The sequence below is a fragment of the Enterobacter sp. HK-058-C-ECC genome (genome assembly GCF_047531125.1).
In the GTDB taxonomy this organism is placed as follows: domain Bacteria; phylum Pseudomonadota; class Gammaproteobacteria; order Enterobacterales; family Enterobacteriaceae; genus Enterobacter; species Enterobacter quasiroggenkampii.
This window is the reverse complement of sequence record NZ_JBLKCH010000006.1, coordinates 73,560-89,695: the sequence shown is the minus strand read 5'-3', so window position 1 is coordinate 89,695 and position 16,136 is coordinate 73,560. Positions and strand designations below refer to the sequence as shown.

17 protein-coding genes are annotated in these 16,136 nt (G+C 57.3%); 15 read left to right on the top strand and 2 right to left on the bottom strand.

The window, feature by feature from the left end:
* The first annotated feature begins 58 nt into the window (after positions 1 to 58).
* The 15 genes from ACMWJS_RS13555 (at position 59) to ACMWJS_RS13485 (ending at position 13,568) form a co-directional block, all read left to right on the top strand.
* Positions 59 to 700: a TetR family transcriptional regulator gene (locus ACMWJS_RS13555; RefSeq protein ID WP_008502090.1), complete on the top strand. Its 642-nt coding sequence runs from the start codon at positions 59 to 61 to the stop codon at positions 698 to 700.
* Between the two features lie 41 nt (positions 701 to 741).
* Complete coding sequence (locus ACMWJS_RS13550) at positions 742 to 1,194, top strand: MarR family winged helix-turn-helix transcriptional regulator (protein WP_414747193.1); 453 nt, start codon at positions 742 to 744, stop codon at positions 1,192 to 1,194.
* An 84-nt stretch (positions 1,195 to 1,278) separates the two neighbouring features.
* On the top strand, positions 1,279 to 1,707 hold the full coding sequence (locus ACMWJS_RS13545; RefSeq protein WP_008502092.1) for an organic hydroperoxide resistance protein: 429 nt from the start codon (positions 1,279 to 1,281) through the stop codon (positions 1,705 to 1,707).
* A 148-nt stretch (positions 1,708 to 1,855) separates the two neighbouring features.
* Complete coding sequence (dnaT, locus tag ACMWJS_RS13540; RefSeq protein ID WP_048225551.1) at positions 1,856 to 2,401, top strand: primosomal protein DnaT; 546 nt, start codon at positions 1,856 to 1,858, stop codon at positions 2,399 to 2,401.
* Positions 2,398 to 3,135 (top strand): DNA replication protein DnaC, encoded by a 738-nt coding sequence (dnaC, locus tag ACMWJS_RS13535; protein ID WP_008502094.1) that lies wholly within the window; start codon positions 2,398 to 2,400, stop codon positions 3,133 to 3,135. The genes dnaT and dnaC overlap by 4 nt, the downstream gene beginning before the upstream one ends.
* A gap of 83 nt (positions 3,136 to 3,218) precedes the next feature.
* On the top strand, positions 3,219 to 3,701 hold the full coding sequence (locus ACMWJS_RS13530) for a DUF2501 domain-containing protein (protein WP_262808546.1): 483 nt from the start codon (positions 3,219 to 3,221) through the stop codon (positions 3,699 to 3,701).
* Positions 3,702 to 3,971: 270 nt separating this feature from the next.
* On the top strand, positions 3,972 to 6,263 hold the full coding sequence (opgB, locus tag ACMWJS_RS13525; protein ID WP_223539985.1) for a phosphatidylglycerol--membrane-oligosaccharide glycerophosphotransferase: 2,292 nt from the start codon (positions 3,972 to 3,974) through the stop codon (positions 6,261 to 6,263).
* A gap of 180 nt (positions 6,264 to 6,443) precedes the next feature.
* Entirely contained in the window at positions 6,444 to 7,082 is a 639-nt protein-coding gene (locus ACMWJS_RS13520; RefSeq protein WP_048028608.1) for an EAL domain-containing protein, read from the top strand.
* A 178-nt stretch (positions 7,083 to 7,260) separates the two neighbouring features.
* The gene (locus tag ACMWJS_RS13515) at positions 7,261 to 7,755 is read left to right on the top strand and encodes a spore coat U domain-containing protein (protein ID WP_063620692.1); all 495 of its coding nucleotides are present in this window, start codon (positions 7,261 to 7,263) and stop codon (positions 7,753 to 7,755) included.
* A gap of 2 nt (positions 7,756 to 7,757) precedes the next feature.
* Complete coding sequence (locus ACMWJS_RS13510; protein WP_167214083.1) at positions 7,758 to 8,534, top strand: fimbria/pilus periplasmic chaperone; 777 nt, start codon at positions 7,758 to 7,760, stop codon at positions 8,532 to 8,534.
* Positions 8,455 to 10,743, top strand: coding sequence for a fimbria/pilus outer membrane usher protein (locus ACMWJS_RS13505; protein WP_414747192.1), 2,289 nt, complete (start codon positions 8,455 to 8,457; stop codon positions 10,741 to 10,743). Before ACMWJS_RS13510 ends, ACMWJS_RS13505 begins: the two co-directional genes overlap by 80 nt.
* Positions 10,734 to 11,690, top strand: a complete 957-nt coding sequence (locus ACMWJS_RS13500; protein ID WP_414747191.1) for a spore coat U domain-containing protein — start codon at positions 10,734 to 10,736, stop codon at positions 11,688 to 11,690. Before ACMWJS_RS13505 ends, ACMWJS_RS13500 begins: the two co-directional genes overlap by 10 nt.
* 126 nt (positions 11,691 to 11,816) lie before the next feature.
* A complete protein-coding gene (locus ACMWJS_RS13495) occupies positions 11,817 to 12,557 on the top strand; it encodes a winged helix-turn-helix domain-containing protein (RefSeq protein ID WP_048225541.1) in 741 nt (246 codons plus the stop codon).
* Between the two features lies 1 nt (position 12,558).
* On the top strand, positions 12,559 to 13,032 hold the full coding sequence (locus tag ACMWJS_RS13490) for a hypothetical protein (RefSeq protein WP_048028616.1): 474 nt from the start codon (positions 12,559 to 12,561) through the stop codon (positions 13,030 to 13,032).
* A 29-nt stretch (positions 13,033 to 13,061) separates the two neighbouring features.
* Entirely contained in the window at positions 13,062 to 13,568 is a 507-nt protein-coding gene (locus ACMWJS_RS13485) for a GNAT family N-acetyltransferase (protein ID WP_414747190.1), read from the top strand.
* A gap of 227 nt (positions 13,569 to 13,795) precedes the next feature.
* Here the strand turns inward: ACMWJS_RS13485 and tsr are convergent, their stop codons facing one another.
* Positions 13,796 to 15,460: a methyl-accepting chemotaxis protein gene (gene tsr / locus ACMWJS_RS13480; RefSeq protein ID WP_069720120.1), complete on the bottom strand. Its 1,665-nt coding sequence runs from the start codon at positions 15,458 to 15,460 to the stop codon at positions 13,796 to 13,798.
* 83 nt (positions 15,461 to 15,543) lie between these two features.
* Positions 15,544 to 15,984 (bottom strand): homoprotocatechuate degradation operon regulator HpaR, encoded by a 441-nt coding sequence (gene hpaR / locus ACMWJS_RS13475; protein WP_045907716.1) that lies wholly within the window; start codon positions 15,982 to 15,984, stop codon positions 15,544 to 15,546.
* Between the last annotated feature and the right edge of the window lie 152 nt (positions 15,985 to 16,136).

Genomic DNA, 16,136 nt, shown 5'->3' with positions numbered 1-16,136 from the left:
TATTTCGCTGCCGTGGAGATAATCCGTCTGGTCCGTTTGGTGAAAATAAGGAAAGGATGTGGCTAACCCTGGCAGCGAACACCCCGAGCACAGTGAAGAATCCAGCCTGAAAGAGAAAATCTTTCAGAGCGCCATCGCGCTTTTTGCCGAGTATGGATTGAACGGTGCACGGATGGAGCAGATCGCAGAGAAAGCGGGCACCACCAAACGCATGGTGGTTTACCATTTCAAGAATAAAGAGAACCTCTATCTCCTGGTACTGGAACATGTTTACACCCAGATTCGCGCCAGTGAAAAAGCGCTAAGCCTGACGGGAATGCCCCCGGTCGAAGCGCTGGTCAATCTGGTTGAAGCCACCTTTGACTATCATGCCGACCACCCTGACTACATCCGGATTATCTGCATGGAAAACATGCAGCGCGGCCGCTTTATGCAGCAGTCGAGCTATCTCCGCCAGGTCAATCGCAGCGCGCTCGACCTGCTGGAGGAGATCCTGCGCCGGGGGAAAGAAAAACAGCTCTTCAGTGAGACGGTAGACGCCCGCGATCTTCATCGTCTGATAAGCAGCTTCAGCTTTCACTACGTTGCCAACAGCTACACCTTTACGCTGCTGTTTGAAGAAGGCGCAGACGAACAGGCACAGCGCCAGCACTACCGCAAAATGGCCGTTCAGGTGGCGCTCCGTTACACCTGCCCATAAAATTGCTTGCAATTAAATCGCACACTATCTATATTCATCTCATGAACGCGAAAACGAACGATGCAACCGCTGCGCTCAAGCTGGATAACCAGCTCTGCTTTGCCCTCTATTCGGCAAATCTGGCGCTTAACAAGCTGTACCGGCAGCTGCTGGCACCGCTGAACCTGACCTATCCACAATATCTGGTGATGCTGGTGCTGTGGGAGCAGGATGATATGACGGTGTCGGACATCGGTGAACGGCTGTTTCTTGACTCTGCGACCCTGACGCCGCTGTTGAAGCGTCTGGAAAGCGCCGGGCTCATCAACCGCCACCGTTCACGCAAAGACGAACGTCAGGTCGCCGTCACCCTGAGTGAAGCGGGACGTGAGCTCCAGCAACAGGCTTTGGGTATCCCCCATGCGGTGGGGTGCGCAGCGCAGTGTGATACTGACGCCCTGCTGGCGCTCAAACAGCAGCTCGAACTTTTGCGACAACAGCTACACCGCGCGTAACGCTATACTTTACGCGTGATTATTTACCCATATATATAGCACGCTATTTAATAGCACACGTTAAAACAAGATGAGGAACCTGCCATGTCTTTAGAAAAAGTTGTTTATACCGCCAAAGCAAAAGCCACCGGTGGCCGTGACGGTCGTGCCACCTCCTCCGATGGCGTACTGGACGTCAAACTGGGCGTGCCAAAAGAGATGGGCGGCATGGGGGGAGACGTGACCAACCCTGAGCAGCTGTTTGCCGCGGGCTACTCTGCCTGCTTCCTGGGCGCGATGAAATTCGTGGCCGCACGCGACAAATTTACCCTGCCAAAAGATGCTTTTATTGAAGGCGAAGTGGGTATTGGCCCGCTGCCTACCGGTTTTGGTATTGAAGCAAAACTGAACATCCATGTTGAAGGTATGGATCCTGCGGAAGCTAAAAAGCTGGTCGATGCGGCGCACATTGTTTGCCCGTACTCTAATGCAACCCGCGGCAACATCGACGTCACGCTGAACATCATCGCGTGATAACTGCCTGACGGCGCTGCGCTTATCAGGCCTACAAGTGTAGCCCCGGTAAGCGCAGCGCCACCGGGCAAAACCCCTCCTTCCCTTTCCCCTCTCTGTGCTACCATAAGCCCATATCACGCCCGTAGTCATCAGTAGAGTAAGCGTTATGTCCTCCAGAATTCTGACCACCAGCATTGCTGGTATTGATGCCTTTATGCGCGACCCTCGCGGTGTGTTGACCCACGCCGAAGGGGGCACGGTTGCGGTTTTTGCCGACAACGCGCCGGCGTTTTACGCAATCACACCGGAACGTCTGGCACAGCTTCTGGAGATCGAAGCGCAATTGTCACGCCCGGCAAGCGATGTCACGCTGGATAATCAGTTCTTTGATGAACCGGTTAACGTTCCCGTGACCGTTCCGATGGGTAAATTCGCCCTCTATGCGGGCTGGCAGCCGGATGCAGATTTTCAGCGGCAGGCCGCGCTGTGGGGCATTGCGTTAACCCAACCCGCCACCGCGGAAGAGCTTGCCGCGTTTACCGCCTGGTGGCAGGCGGAAGGGAAAGTGTTCACCCATATTCAGTGGCAGCAAAAGCTCGCGCGTCATCTCCAGATTACCCGCGCCGGCAACAACGGCCAGCCAAAACGTGATATCAATGCGTTTTCAGAACCGGATAAACAGATCCCCAGCGGATTCCGAGGTGCGAAATGAAGAACGTCGGCGACCTGATGAAACGTCTGCAAAAAATGATGCCTGCCAACGTGAAGCCTGCTTTCACCACCGGTGAAGAGCTGCTGGCGTGGCAAAAAGAGCAAGGTAAGATCCGCGCCGCCGCGCTTGCCCGCGAAAATCGGGCAATGAAAATGCAGCGCACCTTTAACCGTTCCGGTATTCGTCCCCTGCACCAGAACTGCTCGTTCGATAACTATAAAATTGAAACCACCGGGCAGATGAACGCGCTGGCCGCCGCGCGGCAGTACGTGGATGAATTCGACGGCAATATCGCCAGCTTCATCTTTAGCGGCAAACCGGGCACCGGTAAAAACCACCTGGCTGCCGCCATCTGCAACGAGCTGCTTCTGCGCGGTAAATCGGTCCTGATCATCACCGTGGCCGATATCATGTCCGCGATGAAAGACACCTTCAGCAACCGCGAAACCAGCGAAGAACAGCTGCTTAACGATCTGAGTAATGTCGACCTGCTGGTCATCGACGAGATTGGCGTTCAGACGGAATCCCGCTATGAAAAGGTGATCATTAACCAGATTGTCGATCGCCGCTCCTCATCCAAACGCCCCACCGGCATGCTGACAAACCACAACATCGACGAGATGACCCGCTTGCTGGGGGAACGCGTCATGGACCGCATGAAGCTGGGTAACAGCCTGTATGTCATCTTCGACTGGGACAGTTACCGCAGCCGCGTCACCGGGAAAGAGTATTAAGACAGTTCCAGGAATCGCCGACAGGTCGCAGGTATATACTGGAACCCCTTCGGCCCAAAACGGACCTTTTTGAGAGAGCCATGATGAAAAAACAGAATCTAATCAGCACCTTTTTAGGCGCGCTGCTGGTAACCGGTGCAGCGCAGGCGGCGTCCTGGCAGGAGTCCCTGTCAAGCGCAGCAAACGAGCTGACCAAAGAGAGCAGCAGCACGCAGGGCGGACTCTCCGCCTCTTCCCTCACCAGCCTGCTGGGCAACAGCGGTCAGAGCCTGAGCGCGGGCACGATGAACAACGCGGCGGGGATTCTGGAATATTGCGCGAAGCAAAAGCTGGCCTCCGTGACCGACGCGCAAAACGTGAAAAACCAGGTGCTGGGTAAACTGGGTCTGGATACCCAGGAGCAAAAAGCGGACACCAATTATATGGACGGCATTCAGGGCCTGCTTAACGCGCAGAACGGTCAGCAGCTTAACCTGAGCACCCTCGGCAACTCCTCTCTGGCCAAACAGGTGAAAACCAAAGCCTGCGATCTGGTGCTGAAACAAGGCGTTAATTTCATCTCCTGATCCACCCCATTTTCTGCCACAACACGCCGCGTTTAATGCGATAGTCTTGCAACGCGGCGCTAAATGAGCGTTTTTCCTGCCTGCCACCGTCTCAGCGTCCGTTTGTCAGGATGTGCACGTCTTCATAAAAACGATTTTCTAAACCAAATCCTAACAACAGCACACTTTAGTGACACTAAAATTGCAGCTTAACGACATCGCAATTACATTGTATGACCCAAAAAATAAACAGTTAGCCAGCGAAGCATCTGGCGTCACGAGGATATGCTGTTGTCTGAATTCCTGTCTCTTATCCTTTTTCTGGCTTCTGTCGGCGTTTACGCCTGGAAAGCCGGCCGTCACACCTGGTGGTTTATCGCCACGCTGGTGGTGCTCGGCATTTTTATTATTTTAAACATTACCTTATACGCCAGCGATTACTTTACCGGTGACGGCATTAACGATGCGGTGCTCTACACGCTAACAAACAGCCTGACGGGCGCGGGTGTAAGCAAGTACATTCTGCCGGGGCTCGGCCTTGTCGTCGCACTGGTCACCATTTTTGGCGCACTGGCCTGGGTGCTGCGTCGACGTCGCCATCATCCGCACCATCATGGCTATAGCCTGCTGGCGTTATTCCTGGCGCTGGCCTCCGTCGACGCCAGCCCGGCGTTCCATCAGATTACCGAACTGGTGAAATCCCAGTCGCGCGACGGCGATCCGGATTTCGCGGCTTACTACAAAGAGCCGTCGAAAACGATCGCTAACCCGACGCTCAATCTGGTCTATATCTACGGTGAAAGTCTGGAGCGCACGTACTTTGATAACGATGCCTTCCCGGACCTGACGCCAGATCTGGGTGCGCTGAAAAATGAAGGTCTCGATTTCAGCCACACCATGCAACTGCCCGGTACGGATTACACGATTGCCGGTATGGTTGCCTCCCAGTGTGGTATCCCGCTGTTCGCGCCTTTTGAAGGTAACGCCTCAGCCTCCATGTCGACCTTCTTCCCGCAGAATATTTGCCTCGGCGATATCCTGAAAAACTCCGGCTACGAAAACTATTTTGTGCAGGGAGCAAACCTGCGCTTCGCCGGAAAAGATGTGTTCCTGAAATCCCACGGTTTTGACCACCTGTACGGCTCAGAAGAGTTAAAAACGACGGTTGCCGATCCGAGCTACCGCAACGACTGGGGCTTCTATGACGATACGGTACTCGACGAAACCTGGAAGAAATTCGAGGAGCTGTCCCGCGCGGGCAAGCGTTTCTCTCTCTTTGCGCTGACGGTGGACACCCACCATCCGGACGGGTTTGTCTCGCGCACCTGCAAGCGCAAAAGCTATGACATTGATGGTAAAAACAACAAATCGTTCAGCGCAGTCACCTGCAGTCAGGAGCACATTGCCGCGCTGGTCGAGAAAATCAAAGCCTCGCCCTGGTTTAAAAACACCGTCATCGTCGTCTCGTCTGACCATCTGGCGATGAAAAACAGCGCGTGGGACCAGCTCAACAAGCAGGATCGCAGCAATCTGTTCTTCGTCCTGCGCGGCGACCAGCCGCAGCAGGAGGAGATCGCCACCAAACGCAACTCCATGGATAACGGCGCCACCGTGCTGGACATCCTGGGCGGCGACAACTTTATTGGCCTGGGCCGCAGCACGCTGTCGGGGCAATCCCTGTCGGAAGTGTTCCTCAACATGAAGGAAAAAATCCTCGCCTGGAAGCCCGACATCATCCGCCTGTGGAACTTCCCGAAAGAGATGAAGGACTTCACCGTCGATCGGGATAAAAACACCATTGCCTTCTCGGGCAGCAACTTCCGCCTGCCGCTGCTGGTACGCGTGTCGGAGGGTCGCGTTGAGCCGCTGCCAGAAAGCGAGTATTCCGCGCCGCTGCGCTATCAGCTGGCCGATTTTGCGCCACGCGATAACTTCGTCTGGGTCGACCGGTGCTACAAAATGGGCCAGCTCTGGTCGCAGCCGCTGGCGCTCTCTACCGACTGGTGCGTCTCTCAGGGTCAGCTTGGCGGCGAGCAAACCGTGCAGCACGTGGATAAGGCAAACTGGAAAGGCAAAACCGCCTTCAACGATACGGTGATTGATACCGCGCGCTATCAGCGTAACGTCGACATGCTGAAAATCGTCGACAACGATATTCGCTACAAAGCGGACAGCTTTATCTTTAACGTGGCTGGCGCGCCGGAAGAAGTGAAGCAGTTTAGCGGCATCTCGCGGCCGGAGTCCTGGGGACGCTGGTCCAACGCGCAGCTGGGCAATGAGGTGAAAATTGAGTACACCCATCCCCTGCCGGAACAGTTCGACCTGGTGATCACCGCCAGGGCCTATGGGCCGAATGCTAACAAGCCCGTCCCCGTGCGCGTGGGCGATCGGGAGCAGACGTTAACGCTTGGAAACGACGTGAGCACGCACACGCTGCATTTTGAGAATCCTTCACGCAGCAATACCCTGGTCATCGTGCCGCCGGACCCGCAGTCCACGAACGAGGGGAATATCCTTGGGCATTCACCGCGCGAGATCGGGATCGGCATGGTCGAAATCAAAATCATCAGCAAAGCGGGTTAATGCGCGTCGCGCCCGGCGTTCTGCCGGGCGCTTATGAAAATAAATAATCCTATATAATTCTTATAAATTAGATAAAAACACTTTATATAAGCCATTTTTATCTATAAATATCCTGCCAAAAACCAAATCCATAAAATGTGCAGCTCCTGAAATCACCACGGAGCGTTACGCACGTTTATCATGCTAACCGGCTATAAGTTCGAATCCATCCGGGCACTGCGCAGTGAAAATGTGATTGCCTGGGAGGTATTGTCCACGGCAAAGCCCAACGTCAATCTTGAAGATTACTTTGGCTCGATGTCGGCGACGCAGCGTAAAGCGCACTTCTTTGCGCAGCTTCGTCACGCCATGTTTTGCAAGGATGGCGACAAGTATTATCTCAATGCGACATCGGATTTACTGCTGGAAACGGACTTCCTCGACAGGCTAAAAGAAGAAACCCCGTGCCCGGAGAGACTTGCTATCGAGATCACCGATCTCCATACGATGGTCCAACTCGACGATACGCAAAGCCGGGTGCTGCAAAAATGCATCGCGACGCTCCATCAGTGGGGGATAGAAGTGTGGGCAGACGATGTCTGCGAAGACCTTCTTCCCGACCTGCTGACCAGCCAGATCCGCTTCTGCGGCATCAAAATTGACAAACATACCTTCTGGAACGGACGGACCGAGCAGGCGAAGTTTCTGCATCTCACCCGCGAGTGCAAGCGCGTCGCCAGCAAGGTCCTGATCGAAGGCATCGAAACCGCGGGTGATTTCGCGCTGGCCCGCGCCAGCGAGGCCGATTACGGCCAGGGCTATCTGTGGGGGAGAAAATGACCCCTTTCATTCCGAATGCTGGCGATCGGGTCATCGTTCTGCGCGGCAACGCCTGCTTATGGCCTTGCCCCACTTTTTGCTGCCACAACCTGGCGGAATGCCATCAAAAACGCTGCCTGCTGGACGCTCAGTCATTCGCTTTGTAATTGCACTGTTACTCACGTCAGGAAAAAAGATCATGAAAATTATTCCCACCGCTGTATGTTGTTCCGCTCTCCTGCTTCCTGCTGCTGCGATCGCCGCAGACAGTACCGCAAGCGCGACGATGCACGTCTCACTTGAGGTCGTGAAGTCGTGCACCCTCAAAGCCAACGACCTCAACTTCTCGCGTCACGGCTCCGATGAGTCGAGCGAAATCCAGGCCAAAACGCAGGTCGATATCGTCTGTACCAACGGCACGCCGTTCACTCTGACCGCCACCAGCAACGACGGCGAAAATGGAACCTTCTGGCTGAAGCCGGAAAATGGCGAAACGGGCGCGCAGAAGATTGCGTGGAAGCTCTTTGCTGACGAAGGCAAACAGACGCAAATCACCGGCACGAATGGCCTGGACGATACCGGCAACGGTGCGGAACAGGAGGAAACGCTGTATGGCGTCATTGACGCCGGGGCGCTGACAACCGCCCAGGCAGGGAACTACAGCGACGATATCACGTTAAAACTGGAGTATTGATCGTGCGTCGTTACCTTCCCTGCTTCATTTTGTGGCTCATGATGCTGGCGCTGCTGTCGCGCTACGCGCTGGCCGCCACGCTTCAGGTGGCCCCGGTAACGCTCGATCTGCAGAGCGACCAGCGGGCAGCGGCGGTCTATCTCACTAACAGTGGGAAAGCGGCTATCCATGCGCAGATTCGGGTGTACGAATGGACGCAAAAAAACGGTAAAGATGTGCTGGTGGCCACCGGGGAGGTGGTCAGCAGCCCGGCGATGACATCACTGGCGCCGGGCCAGCAGCAGCTGGTGCGCATTATCGTCATGCAGCCCGGCAACCGTGCGCAGGAGCAAAGTTACCGGCTGGTCATCGACGAACTGCCGGACGCCGCGTCCCGTGCCGCCAACCCCTCCGCGGTACACTTCCTGCTGCGCTACTCGATTCCGGTGTTTATTGCCGGGAACCAGAGCGCGCCCGTCAGCCACGATGCCCTGAGCTGTGAGCAGGCAGACATACCGGCCACTCTCCGCTGCTTTAACGCCGGAAACCGCCACATCCGCCTGAGCCACCTTGAGGCCCTGACGGCCGATGGGAAAGTTGTAGGGTCGATTAAAGGCCTGGCGGGCTATGTGCTCCCGGGACAAACCGCCCTTTTATCGCTCAAGCAGCCCACACGTCACGCGCTCAGCGCGCTGCGTGTCTATCTCAATGATGACCATCATGCCAGCCAGATACCTCTGCGCCCGCTCGCTTCTCGCGCTCCTGTTTTGGCTACCGCTCATGCTGTCAGCCCGGACTGACCCCGCCGACACCGTGCAATGGCTGGCCATTACCGTGAACCACGCCCCGCGAGGCGAGCTCTGGGCCTGCCGGGTGGTGGATAATGCGCTATGGATAAGCCGCAGCGACATGAAAAAGCTGGGGCTTCACGCCCCGGAGGATCGCGCTGGGTGGGTTGAGCTGACCTCCCTGCCGGGCCTGAAGGTCAATCTCGACGTGCTGTCCCAGCAGGTGTCAATTACCGCAGAGGCCGACGCGCTCGAGGGCCAGCAGCATCTGACCGTCTCGAAGCCCACGCCGATGTACCGCTATCCTGATGCGCAGCCCGTCAGCGCCTATACGCTCGGATACGCGCTCTACGCCAGCGACGTGCAGGGGAAGCGCCAGCTCAACGCCCAGACCATGCTGACCGCGTCCGGCGGGCTGCCCGGAACGTTCAGCAGCAGTTTTTCAAGCCATGCCGGGGAGGAAAACAGCGCCGGTCGACCGACCCACACGCGTCTCGAAACCCGCTGGCAGTGGGATAACACCGACTCGCTGACCATGCTGGCGCTGGGCGACAGCGTCACCACCGGCACCCGCTGGAGCCGACAGGTGCGCTTTGGCGGGCTGCACTGGGCACGTAACTTTGAACTCAATCCCCAGCTCAATACCGAACCGCGCAGTCGCTACAGCGACACCGCCGTGCTGCCTTCCACGGTCGATTTGTATATCGACGGCCTTAAGCAGAGCAGCCAGCGCGTCACGCCGGGAAACTTTCTGCTGGATACCCTGCCCTCCTTCACCGGAAGCGGGCAGGCGGAGGTGGTCATTACCGATATCAACGGCCAGCGTCGCGCCGTACAGCTCGATCTCTACGGCGCGCCGGGCATGCTGGCGGAAGGGCTCAGCAGCGGTTCGCTGGACATCGGCTGGATGCGCGAAAACTACGCCCTGCATTCCGACGATTATGCCGCCTCGCCGCTGTTGGACGCAGGCTGGCGCTATGGGGTCAATAATCACCTGACGCTGGCGCTGCATACGGAGCAGCAGCGCAGGCTGCGCAACGTGGGCGCGGGCGCTGACTGGCTGGTCTCCCCCGCCGTAGGGGTGCTCAGCCAGCACGTTGCCGTGAGCGACAGCCCTTACGGTCAGGGCGTTCAGTGGGGCCTCGGCTGGCAGTGGAACGGCAGAGGAACGGGCATTTCTGCCAGCACCGTCCGTACCGAAGCGGATTTCGCCGACAACGCCCGCATGAGCGGTGCCGCGCCCGTCAGGCGCAGCGACAGCGTGTGGGTAAGCCAGTCCATCCCCCATTTCGGTACCGTGGGCGCGGGCTGGGTACAGCAGAACATTCAGGGCAGCACAGAGCGTTACCTCAACGCCTCCTGGTCGGTATCGCTGCCGGCACACATCTCCACCACGCTGAGCTACACCCGCTCGTTTACGGATGCGTCGAGTCACGTTCAGCTGCTGTTTTCCGTCCCATTGGGTCGCGAGGACACGCTCTCCGCTCAGGCCAGCCGGGATACGCCGCGCATGGATTACCGCCACCAGCCGGACGATGAGGCCGGCGGCTGGTCATGGGAGCTGGGCCAGGGCTTTGGCGAACGACGTGAAAAATATGCGGACGTAGGCTATCTGGGCCGAGCGGGCGAATGGCACGTTGGGTTGCAGCAAGGTGCCAGCCAGGGCAACCAGTACGCCTCCGCCGAAGGTAGCCTGACGCTGCTGGACGGCAGCCTGCACGCGCTGCGCTACATCCAGCAGGGCATGGCGCTGGTCTCCACGCACGGTGTTGGGCACGTACCGGTGATGCTGGAAAACCGCCCGGCCGGTGAAACGGATGAGGACGGTTATCTCCTGCTGACCGATCTGCCGCGCTACCACAACAGCAAAGTCAGCATTAACCCGCTCGATCTGCCCGCCGATGTGATCGCCCCCGTCACCGACATGCATGCCAGGCCGGGCAACAGCAGCGCGGTCAAAGTCGAGTTTAACGTCCATCACGCCGTCACAGTTCAGGCCCGGCTGGTCGACAGCCGCCGCAGGCCGCTCCCGCTGGGCAGCGTCGTGTCAACGCCGCAGGGTGCCACCATCGTGGGACGCGACGGCTTTATCTGGCTTGAAGATCCGCCCCTGCCGGGTGAGCTGGTGGTGAAGACCGGTGAGGGGGAGTGCCGGGTCACGCTTCCGGCGCCCCGTACCGGGTCATCTATACAGAATATCGGAGAACAACTGTGTCATTAAGAGCACCGTTATTATTGCTGATCGTCCTGTCCGTGAAGGCGATGGCGGCAGCCTGCTGGATAACCTCCATGCCCGCCATTAACTTTGGCAACGTCGTGGCGGGCAATACCACCTCCGTCAACACCGAGGTCAAGTTTAGCTGCCAGGCCGACAACGAGGGCAGGACGGAATATCTCAACGTCTGCCTGAGCAGCGTAGACGCCCCGCCCTTTGAGATGATCTCGCCGGGGGATCAGGAGGGAAAACAGTACACCCTCCTCTTCCGCCTGCTGAACGGTGCAGCGCGATCTCAGGAGCTGGGGCCTGCCAGCAGCGGGAACCTGATTCAGCAAACCCTGGTCGCGGAAAGCAATGCCAACGTCAGCGGTACCTTTCCGCTTATCGCGACCATTCTGGCAGGGCAAAGCCAGCTTCCGGCCTACCATTATTACAACTACAACATGAATCTGCGTATCGCCTGGCACAGCGCCCTGCGTCAGGATGCCCTGCAAAACTGCTCGGACGGTTCCGCAGAGGGGGAGCAGGTGCAGGGCGGCACCAGCGCGCAGGCCGAAATCAGCCAGGGGTGCTACATCGAGCGCGTGACGCCCCTTAACTTCGGCACCCTGACCAGCACCGCGACCCTGCGTCCGACGCGTTCCACCGCCACCCTGACCACGCGCTGTCCGGCCGGAACCGCGTTCACCCTTGCCATGGGCAAAGGCAACCATGCCAGCGGTAACCAGCGGCAGCTCTGCAACAGCGAGGGCCAGTGCCTGCGCTACGGGCTCTGGCAGGATGAGGCGGCCACGCAACGCTGGGGAGATCAAAGCAGCGGCGATGCGCTGCAGGTCACCAATCCCGCTGGCGGCACCCAGAACTACACCGTTTACGGCGAGGTCCCGGCGCAGCCGCTAACCGGCACCGGGGAATTTATTGATGACGTGATTATCACGCTGACTTATTAAACCACCCAAAATCCTGTCTGGATCAATGTTATCGGTAACAGTGGCGTTAAAATAGCCAGCAATGCAGCCCGGAAGGCGTAGGCCTTCTCTTTTTATTTTTTATCTCTGTTTTTATTACAAGAACTTATGAAATACCTGCTTGCTGACGCCATCGTCTACAACGACGAGGACGGTTCTGTTTCTCTTATCAATGCGCCGGACGAGGATGCGCAGCTCCTCACCTGTACGGCCAATACCATCATGAAGCTGCTGGTTCAGCATCATGGGAACGTGGTTGAACGGGAAACCTTTCTCCAGGAAGTCTGGGATCGGCGAGGGCTCCAGGGGTCTAACAACTCCTTAAACCAGTACATCAGCATTCTGCGCAAGATGCTGGCGACCCTGCTTCCCGACGCGCTGTTTATCGTTACCGTACCGAAAACAGGCTTTATGCTCAGCGCCGATGTCACGGTCACTCCGCTGGAGGAGGCTCCGCCGACCGCCGAAACGGCGAAACCTGCATGGCGCGTTCGCCCGGAAGGGCTGTTCTGCGGCGCGCTCACGCTGGTCGTCGTTGCGCTATGCCTCTGGATCGCGCTCATCAAGCCGGAAAATTCACAGCGGGAGATCCATCTGCTGACGCACATTGGCACCTGTCCGGTCTACACCTTTACGCCGCTGGCGGACGTGTTTCACGGGAAGGCGATTACGCTGGCGCAAACGCTTCAGAAGGACGGCCATCTTCCGTGCCTGAAAAATTCAATTTTCTACATGCACATTCAGAGAACGCTTTTCTACGGCCACGAAGGGCGGCTGGTGCTCTCCCAATGTTCCCTCACGCAGGGTAAAGCCAGCGCCTGTCGTACGCTTTACTATTACGAGTGGTGATATGAGACACAAAAAAGTTTGGCTAATCCTGATCCTCAATCTGCTGCTGCTGGGCACCGTGCTGGCGTGGTACTTTCACACGCCCCCGCTGTCGGTGGCCTGTGACGGAAACCTGACCTTCTCCGACCGGCGCGACAGTCACGATTTCACCTTTGACGGTGAGATCATTATGCGTTTTCATCCCGACAAAACGGGGTACATCACGGTTAACGGCAGTGTGGTGAATGCCCCGCGCAGCTGGGAGGTTTCCCGCCAGGAGATGTTTAAATGGCGTCACGTGGAAGGCGAACTGTATGAGATCGTTATTCAAAAAGTGGAGCGTTTTAGCCATGACGCCATGCCGCCCGGGGTCTTTGAAAAATACGTTGCCGGCCTGACGCTGGGCAATAAAAGGCTTCTGACGATCGAGCGCACGCCGGAAGACGCGCTGGTGATCAGCAATTTCTATTCGCCGGTGCTGATCTGCTCGGAATAATGTCGACGGGTCAGGTTATACTTGCCGCCATGACTATTCGCATTCGCCCCACCATCCGTAACGACGTTGCCGCCCTGTCCGCCATTGAACGCGCGGCGGCCGGGCGCTTCCGTGACTTCCCGGCACTCGCCTGGCTTGCCGATGGCGAGGTCATTTCCGCTGAGCAACACCTCGGCTATGTCGAACGCGGGCTAAGCTGGCTGGCGCTGGCAAACGACCACCCCGTCGGGTTTATTCTTGCCGAAGCCCATCCGTCGTCACTGTTTATTGTCGAACTCTCGGTTGATCTGGACTGGCAGGGAAAAGGGATCGGCAGGCAGCTCATCGCCTGCGTGGCAGACCATGCCCGGAACAGGGGGCTGACAGCGCTGACGCTGACGACGTTCAGGGACGTACCGTGGAATGCGCCGTTCTATGCGCGGCTGGGGTTTGAAAAAATGACGACGCTGACGCCTGAACTGCGTCAGAAAAGGGAAGAAGAGACAGCGCACGGTTTCGTGTATGAAACGCGCTGCGCCATGCGCCTACCTCTGTAATATCGCCCGGTGGCGCTGCGCTTACCGGGCCTACAAAACCACGAACCGTAGGCCGGGTAAGGCGTAGCCGCCACCCGGCAAAACCACGAACCGTAGGCCGGGTAAAGCGCAGCCGCCACCCGGCAAAACCAAGAACCGTAGGCCGGGTAAGGCGCAGCCGCCACCCGGCAAAACCACGAACCGTAGGCCGGGTAAGGCACAGCCGCCACCCGGCACAACATACGGCGTTAGAACGTTTCCCAGTTATCACCTGCATCAGCGGTAACCGTTTTACGCGCCATCGCCGGTGCTGCAACGGTTTTCGCAGAAGCGAATTCGCGCGCTTTCATCTGCTCCTGCTGAATGCGGAACACCGCCACGGCCTGCGTCAGACGGCTTGCCTGCTCTTCCAGTGCGGCTGCCGCTGCGGCAGACTCTTCCACCAGCGAGGCGTTCTGCTGGGTCACGCGATCCATCTCTGCCACCGCCAGACCGACCTGGTCGATACCGCGGCTCTGCTCGTCAGACGCAGAGGCGATTTCGCCCATGATGTCCGTGACGCGGGTGACCGCATTCACGATCTCACCCATGGTTTCACCGGCACTTTCGACCAGCGTTGACCCCACTTCCACGCGACCCACGGAGTCTTCAATCAGGCTCTTGATCTCGCGTGCCGCCTGGGCGCTGCGCTGGGCCAGGTTACGCACTTCACCTGCTACCACCGCAAAACCACGGCCCTGCTCGCCCGCACGCGCCGCTTCTACCGCCGCGTTCAGTGCCAGGATGTTAGTCTGGAAAGCAATGCCGTCGATCACGCTGATAATATCGGCAATTTTCTGCGAACTGCCCGCGATATCGCGCATGGTCTGCACCACGTTATCCACCACTTTGCCGCCTTTCTGCGCGGTTTCGGAGGCGCTCAGGGCAAGATGGCTCGCCTGACGGGCGTTCTCGGCGTTCTGCTTAACGGTCGCCGTCAGCTGCTCCATGCTGGCAGCGGTCTCTTCCAGGGAAGCGGCCTGCTGTTCAGTACGGGAGGAGAGGTCATTGTTGCCCATCGCGATTTCACTCGCGCCGCTGTAGATCGCATTCGCGCCGTTACGCACGTCGCCAACGGTACGCACCAGCTCGCCCTGCATATGGCGCAGCGAGTCGGCCAGTTCACCCATCTCGTTGGTGCCCTGAACTTCAATACGCTTCACCAGGTCGCCGCTGGCGATATGGCGAATGTTATCGATCAGACGATTCAGCGGGGAGATCAGCGTCTGCTTGATATTCAGCCAGACGGCCACGATCACCACCAGCACGGCAATCAGGACGCTGATCAGCACCCAGATAGCCTGGCTGTAGGAGCTGTTGCTGTCTTCGACCGCCATCTGGTACAGCTTGTCGTTCTGCTGCAAGTAGCTCACGTACTGCTTCTCAAAACCGTCCTGGTAACTCTGGGTCGGTTGGTCGAAGAAGGCGTTGATTTTGCCCGCGCCCAGCAGCTGGATCAGCTCCGCCAGCGCGCCGTGGTAAATATCATAGTTACGCTTGATCTCCATGGCATCCGCATCGCTTTGACGCGGATCGCGCGGCAGGGCTTCGTAGGCAGCCCAGTTTTTTTCCGCCTGTTTCAGAGACACAGAGGCGATTTGCATCAAATCGTTCACGGTCGCGCCGCTGCCGATATTGCTCTGATCCATCATGTAGCGGATACCCGCGCGGTTCAGGGTATTACGGGTTTGCAGCAACGCTACCCAGCTGGCGTTCAGCGTGGACTGTTGCTGGCGAATGGTTTGCAGGACGGTGAAATTCTCTTTGTCATTCTTCAGAGCATTAAAGAAAAGACCACCGGATGTGAGTTGTAAAAGGCCAAATATCGCTAAAACCAGCATTAAGCTGGTGACAATCTTGATACGGTTTAACATGTTTTCTCTTTCCTCAGACAGATACAGAATTTTCGGCCTGGAAAGGGAAAACTTTACGAAATTCATCCTGGAATTTGTGGTTTTTACTCTTCATCCCGCGCTGCGTTATGACGGTTTCCGAGTTCAATAAACTCTTCCAGCAGCGCCGTCAGCTGTTTCATCTTCTCCGGCGTATATTCCGCCTCAATCTGCTGATACGCCTCTTCCACCTGCGCCTGGGCGTGCTCATACAGCGCATTGCCCTCTTTGGTCAGCGAGACGTACAGCTTGCGCTGGTCGTTCACCGGCTTTAAGCGCAGCACCAGACCGTCGCGCTCCATGCGCGTCAGGATGCCGGTCAGGCTCGGGCGCAGGATGCAGGTGCGAAACGCCAGATCGTGAAAATCCATCGACGGATGTTCAGCCAGCACGCGCACAATACGCCACTGCTGCTCGGTAAGATTATGGCGCTTCACAATCGGGCGGAAGTAGGACATCGCCGCTTCCCGCGCCTGCAGCAGCGCGATGGTTAATGAATCATGCATAGCCTGTTCCCTTCACATCATTAACAAGTAAACAAACACTAAAAGATGTTTTTATAAACAACACGTTTTCTGCCAAAAAGTCTAACAGAAACCCATTAATTTTATTAACCGACTGATTTTACTATGCATAAAAAAGAATATGTAAATTTATT